Origin of the sequence: Methanocalculus sp. (assembly GCF_030651615.1) — an archaeon.
Classification (GTDB): Archaea; Halobacteriota; Methanomicrobia; order Methanomicrobiales; family Methanocorpusculaceae; genus Methanocalculus.
Genome location: NZ_JAUSCG010000062.1, coordinates 1 through 5,093, shown reverse-complemented (window position 1 = coordinate 5,093; position 5,093 = coordinate 1). Strand labels below are relative to the sequence as shown.

Below are 5,093 nucleotides of genomic sequence, written 5' to 3'. Positions count from 1 at the left end.
ATTTTTCGACCCCTTTTCGATCCATTTCGTCAGGCGGCCCGGCAACAAGCACAAGAGCACGTTCTGCCGTCGTATAATCGCAGGGGAGTGTCAGGCGTCCGAGCATTGCTCTTCTGACAAGACCAATGATCTTGGCGGATTTATCTTCACCGGTAAGAGAGCTCTCAGCCTTATCTTTCCGTCCAAATCCTGAGAAGAGACCTTTCTTTTGTTTTGTCTTTGTGATCACATCAGAGATTGCATACCCGATGGTGGAGATTCCACCACCTCTCAGGGTATTGATAATCTCTGAAGAATCCACAACCATCTCTCCCACACCAAGTTTTCCGACCTCGCCTGCCCTGAAGAGAACACCAAATCTCCTGACAAGCTCTTCGTTAAGGCGTTCAAATGCGCTCTTAACACTCTCACCTTCGTTTTTCCAGGCACTATTATCGAAGATAAAGGTATTATCTGCTTCATTTACGAGGGTTGCAAGACTACGTGCGGCATTATATGAATAGAGGCGTCCTTCTTCGGGTGCGGGTATCATCCCGAGTGCATAGACCGGCTCACGATAGATTCTCTTGAGGTGTCGGCAGAGAACCGGGGTGCCACCCGATCCTGTTCCTCCTCCAAGACCTGCAACGACGACGAATGCATCGATATCATGAGTCCCCCGGGTGTCGATCGCATTGATGATGGTGTCGATCTCGTCAGCTGCAATCTTTGCGCCGGTGACATTGTCCGTCCCCACACCATGACCCTTTACTACTGTCTGGCCGATGAGGAGTCTATCTTTCATATCGATATGTTTTAAGCCCATTAAATCGGTTCTTGCTGTATTTACGGCAATACCGCGGAAACTCCCCTGCTGAAGTTTCCGATCCTGAGCAAGAAACATATCAACGATTTTTCCTCCTGCCTGTCCGAATCCGATGAAAAATACCCGCATTTAGTTGACACCATCCATACTAATGATTTTACGTTTAGTATCCTCAGTATATATGACTTCTTAGTTTATAGGGGCGAAAGATTCAAAAACTTTCTTATGCTCTCTGATAGCACAATAATTACATGGATATCTGTGTAATTGGGGGAGGGTTGACCGGTCTCTTAGCGGCACTCCGCCTCTCCGGAACTCATCAGGTGACTGTTCTTGAGATGGGAGATGAAACGGGAGGGTGCCTCTCTTCATATCATCTCCCCAATTACACGATCGAATCGCTCTATCACCATTGTTTTTCAGGTGATGTGCATCTTCTCTCACTTATACGGGAGCTTGGTCTTTCCGATAAACTCGAATGGCTTCATGGAAGCACCGGATATATGGTGAACAGGCAGATCTATTCGCTAACGACCCCAATTCAGATCCTCCGCTACCCTCTTCTTTCACTTTCTGAGAAGATTCGCCTTGGTCTCTTTGTACTTCGTTCACGCAGAGTCAATTATGGGGTGCTTGATTCAGTCACGGCAAAGGGGTACATCTGTGATCGTCTGGGAGATCAGATCTACCACTCCTTCTTCGAGCCACTGCTCAGATCAAAATTTGGGGATCGGAGAGATGAGGTCTCTGCAGCCTGGCTTATGAGCAGGATCGCGATCCGATCTGATCGTGGGGTGGAAGGAGAACGGCTTGGGTACCTGAAGGGAGGATACGTTCAGTTGATCGATGCTCTTATGTCTCGCCTGACGGATGCGGGATGCCGGATTGTAACCGGTCATCCTGTCGTCTCTGCAACAGCTGCAGATGAAGGGTGGATTGTTGATGGTGTACGGTATGATCATCTCATCTCTACTCTCCCTCCACAAGAGACGGCGAGGATCTGCAATCTACCTCTTTCACCACTTCCATACCAGGGTTCTGCCTGCCTCACCATGGCAACATCCGCAGACCCGACAGATGGGATATACTGGGTGAATATCGGAGACCCTGCACCTTATGGTGCGGTGATCACCCATACAAACTTTGTACCATTTGACCGGTATGGTGAACATATCGTCTATATCGCATCATACTTCTCCGGAGCCCCTCCGGAAAACTGTGAGGAGCTCCTCCTATCTGACTTCTGCAATCGCTTCTCCATTTCAAGGGAGATGATTCACTGGCATCGCCTCAGGATCGAACCCTTTGCAGGCCCGGTTTATGTAACCGGATACCGATCTATGATTCCTGATCCAAACCCTGCTCCAGGTCTCTTCATAGCAGGTATGTTCTCTCCGGAAAACTATCCTGAAAGGAGTATGGAGGGATCTGTTGCAGCAGGTGAGGAGATTGCGAGGCGGGTTATGGGATGGTCGAATTGACTGAATATGAAGTTTCAGCTGTAATTCCTGTTTATAACGACAGAGAGGCTCTTTCCACAGCTATCCCGAAATCTCTCCGCTATCTGGAGGAGATCACAGACTCCTTCGAACTGCTGGTGGCAGAAGATGGATCAAGTGACGGCAGTGCCGAATACATCTCTGAATGGGAGGGGCGCGACCCCCGTATCCGGCTCCTCCATTCAGATGAACGACTCGGCCGTGGGCGTGCTCTGACGCGTGCTTTTGCAGCATCCCGTGGTCGCATCTTCTGTTACTATGACGTCGATCTCGCAACCGATATGTCTCATCTCAAGGATCTTATTGGGGCTGTCCGTTCAGGATGTGATATCGCGACCGGATCACGCCTCATGCCAGCATCTGAGATCAATCGGGGCACCGGGAGAGAAATTGCAAGCAGAGGATATAATATTCTTGTCCGGTTCTTCCTGGGAAGCCGGCTCTATGACCACCAGTGTGGGTTCAAAGCGTTCTCCCGCGATCAGCTTGCACCTCTCCTCTCAGATGTCCGTGCCCCTCACTGGTTCTGGGATACCGAAGTGCTTGTGCTTGCACAACGGGCGGGATACCGGGTATGTGAGTTCCCCGTCGTCTGGAGACAGGGTAAGGGAACAACAGTGAAACTCTCCGATGTGACCGGCATGGGATTTGAGATCTTCAGGCTCTGGTGGCGCTTCCATGCTGAGAAAGATTAGTACCCTCCTCCTCTCAACGCTTGTTGCAGGTGTAATAATTGTATTTCTCCTCTCCCGTGTCTGGGATGAACTTCTTACCACACTTCATGAGGCAGATCCACGGTATCTCCTGGCGGCGACCCTGATCTGTCTTCTTGCATGGTACATGCGGGGAGTCCGGTATCGATACATCCTCATGAGGCTCTCGGTTTGTGTCAGCACCATCTTTTCAACCGCATGTATCTTCGTCTCCCAGACAGCAAATCTGATAATTCCGGCTCGTCTTGGGGATCTTATCCGCCTTCTTATCCTCAGGCATGAGAAGGAGACGACCTATACCGTAGGTTTCTCCTCACTTATTGTTGAGCGGGTCTTTGATATCATCACGATCGCCCTCATCGGTGCTATTGCGCTTCCATTCGTGGTAGGTCAGACACCGTGGTTCTCGCTGCTTATCGGTCTCGTCCTCATCGCTGGTCTCCTCTTCTTTTTAGTCCTCTTCATCTCAGGTAGATTCACCTCAGAAAACCGGATTCTGGCGAAAATATTTGAGATAATGACACAGATCCGCTTGGTCTCCCTGACACCGCCCGCTCTTGTCTATCTCCTGTTCTCTTCAGTCATCATCTGGATCATCGACTGCCTCGTCTGCGTAATGGTTGCAATGATGTTTGGTGAGACTGTTCCGATTATGGTCATCGTCCTCGCTATTGTCATCGGCAATCTTGTGAAAGCAGTGCCGATCACACCTGGCGGGATTGGGACCTATGAACTTGCCCTTGCCATGACCTTTGAGCTTGCTGGTGTAGCTCCCGGAATTGCAGTTCTTATTGCAATTGTCGATCACCTCATAAAGAATCTGGTGACCCTCGGGGGTGGGGCTCTCTCTGTCTATTATTTCGGAGACTGGACCCTCTCCCTTCTGAAACGGGCGTTCTCCGGAGATATCAGGGGTGAGCTGCGTGATCGGGATTGAGGAACAGGCTGTAACGGTCATCCTCTGGCTTATTGCTCTTAAGGTGCTCCAGCTCTCGGTTTATCCGATCATCAGGAGAACTCTTGGAGACATTGCATATGCAGTCAGTTATCCTATCTCGCTCCTTTGCTTCTCGCTCATATCCTGGTACCTGGGTCTTCTTCATCTTCCCGTATCTGGTGCATTCGTGGTGTTTATCGCCCTCTTTGCCGTGATGCTGTTAAGACATGCATACGAACTCTCCGACCTGAAGCGAAATCTCATATGGGATGGAGCATTTCTTGTTGGATTTCTCTATCTTCTTGAGATAAGGTTCTTCAATTCTGCTATCTCATTTGCCGAGAAGTTCATGGATCATGCTTTCCTTGCATCGATCATGAGGGCTCCGATTGTCCCGCCTCTTGATCCCTGGTTCGCCGGAGGGGATCTCTCGATCTACTACTATCTCGGCCACTGGATGTCGGGAGCCCTCGGTGTTGTGATCGGCGCAGAATCGTTTGTAGTCTTTAACCTGATGCTCCCGACAGTAGCCGGAATGGCGGTGGTTTCAGCAGTTGCGTTTGGGCATCTGCTCCTTCCACGATTCCGCTGGTTACCGGCAGTCATCCTCCTCATTCCAAACCCGGCCGTCTTCTGGCATCTGATATCCGGCACACCGCTTGCTTCAATACCCTGGGAGAGTACCCGGGTCATCATCGGGACGATTAATGAATACCCGATCTTCTCCTTCTTCTGGGGAGATCCCCATGCGCATATCCTTGGAATCTTCAACCAGATCCTCTTTGTCACCCTCTGTGTTGTGATGTACCTCCGGTATGGAGATCTGGCGCTTCGCGAAAGGCTCATCCTCTCTGCTCTTCTTGCTCTCTCTCTAGGCACTATGCCGGGGCTGAACTCATGGGATGTCCTTGTGTATGCCCCTGTATTCTGCGGAATTGCTCTCCTTACAGGAATCCGGTCAGCTGGGTGGGATCTCCGTTCATGGATTCCCCTCCTCCTAATCCCGCCACTTTCTCTACTCATGTATGCGCCGCTTCTTCTTTCTATCAAGGGATCCGGAATCCTTGGGATCGGCTTCGTACCTGAGGGTAGTGCTATCCCCTCATTCCTTCTCGTTCATGGATTTTTCCTTGCAGTGT

5 protein-coding genes are annotated in these 5,093 nt (G+C 50.4%); 4 read left to right on the top strand and 1 reads right to left on the bottom strand.

Translation table 11 applies throughout. The features are described 5' to 3' along the window. Nucleotides 1–934 (bottom strand): tubulin/FtsZ family protein (locus Q7V06_RS02530; RefSeq protein ID WP_304837604.1); only part of this gene is annotated, 934 nt, incomplete at its 3' end. Nucleotides 935–1,056: 122 nt separating this feature from the next. Between Q7V06_RS02530 and Q7V06_RS02525 the strand changes: the two genes are divergently transcribed. The 4 genes from Q7V06_RS02525 to Q7V06_RS02510 form a co-directional block, all read left to right on the top strand. Next, on the top strand, nucleotides 1,057–2,286 hold the full coding sequence (locus Q7V06_RS02525) for an NAD(P)/FAD-dependent oxidoreductase (RefSeq protein WP_304837603.1): 1,230 nt from the start codon (nucleotides 1,057–1,059) through the stop codon (nucleotides 2,284–2,286). Further along, entirely contained in the window at nucleotides 2,283–2,999 is a 717-nt protein-coding gene (locus Q7V06_RS02520) for a dolichyl-phosphate beta-glucosyltransferase (protein ID WP_304837608.1), read from the top strand. Before Q7V06_RS02525 ends, Q7V06_RS02520 begins: the two co-directional genes overlap by 4 nt. Further along, entirely contained in the window at nucleotides 2,983–3,954 is a 972-nt protein-coding gene (locus Q7V06_RS02515) for a lysylphosphatidylglycerol synthase transmembrane domain-containing protein (RefSeq protein ID WP_304837600.1), read from the top strand. The genes Q7V06_RS02520 and Q7V06_RS02515 overlap by 17 nt, the downstream gene beginning before the upstream one ends. Beyond that, nucleotides 3,941–5,093: DUF2298 domain-containing protein (locus Q7V06_RS02510; RefSeq protein ID WP_304837598.1), on the top strand; the 1,153-nt coding region annotated here is incomplete at its 3' end. The genes Q7V06_RS02515 and Q7V06_RS02510, both read left to right, overlap by 14 nt.

Excerpts from the sequence above, each read along its gene's own strand:
- Q7V06_RS02525 (WP_304837603.1), top strand. The coding sequence starts at position 1,057 with ATGGATATCTGTGTAATTGGGGGAGGGTTGACCGGTCTCTTAGCGGCA.
- Q7V06_RS02515 (WP_304837600.1), top strand. The coding sequence starts at position 2,983 with ATGCTGAGAAAGATTAGTACCCTCCTCCTCTCAACGCTTGTTGCAGGT.